The 657-nt window shown below is 49.6% G+C and carries 2 protein-coding genes; both read left to right on the top strand.

Annotation, left to right across the window (positions count from 1 at the left end):
- The first annotated feature begins 18 nt into the window (after window positions 1–18).
- On the top strand, window positions 19–408 hold the full coding sequence (locus HV477_RS27945; protein WP_001294874.1) for a phage holin family protein: 390 nt from the start codon (window positions 19–21) through the stop codon (window positions 406–408).
- The coding region (locus HV477_RS27940; RefSeq protein ID WP_175065753.1) for a phage holin family protein at window positions 395–657 on the top strand (263 nt) is incomplete at its 3' end. The genes HV477_RS27945 and HV477_RS27940, both read left to right, overlap by 14 nt.

Here is a 657-nt window from a genome sequence, read left to right as displayed (position 1 = left end):
ACAACCAGAGGGGGATGAATGTCCGAACCTGTATCCAGTGCGACAGTGTTGGCTGGTGGATTAATGGGGGCCAGTGTATTCGGTCTGGCAACCGGAACCGATTATGGTGTGGTATTCGGTGCTTTTGCCGGCGCGGTGTTTTATGTCGCCACGGCAACCAACATCGGACGCATCAGGCTGGTCGCTTATTTTATTACATCATTTATTGTGGGAGTGCTTGGCGCCGGGCTGATAGGTACTAAGCTTGCGGCAATAACGCATTATGAAAAACCACTGGATGCACTTGGCGCAGTAATTATTTCTGCAATGTGTATAAAGTTTCTCACTTTTCTCAACAGTCAGGATCTGAACACTCTGTTCAGTATTCTCTCTCGTATCAGGGGAGGGGGATCAGATGGTAGCAAATGACCCTTCTGCAGTTCTGAATGCCGTAATTTGTGGGGTAATAGTCATCGTTCTGATGTTTTACCGACGCGATGATGCGACACACCGCCCCCTGATTTCGTTACTGGCCTATGTCATGGTGCTGGTGTATGCCAGTGTCCCTTTCCGGTTTGTTTTTGGTTTATATGAATCATCCCACTGGCTGGTGGTGATGGTGAATATCCTTATCTGCGCCGCTGTGCTGTGGGCTCGCGGTAATGTGGCGCGTCTGGT

The sequence above is a fragment of the Salmonella sp. SG203 genome, assembly GCF_013350575.1.
Lineage (GTDB): Bacteria > Pseudomonadota > Gammaproteobacteria > Enterobacterales > Enterobacteriaceae > Salmonella > Salmonella enterica.
This window is presented reverse-complemented; position numbering and strand designations above follow the sequence as displayed.

Coding starts and splice junctions, on each gene's coding strand:
- HV477_RS27945 (WP_001294874.1), top strand. CDS start 19: ATGTCCGAACCTGTATCCAGTGCGACAGTGTTGGCTGGTGGATTAATG.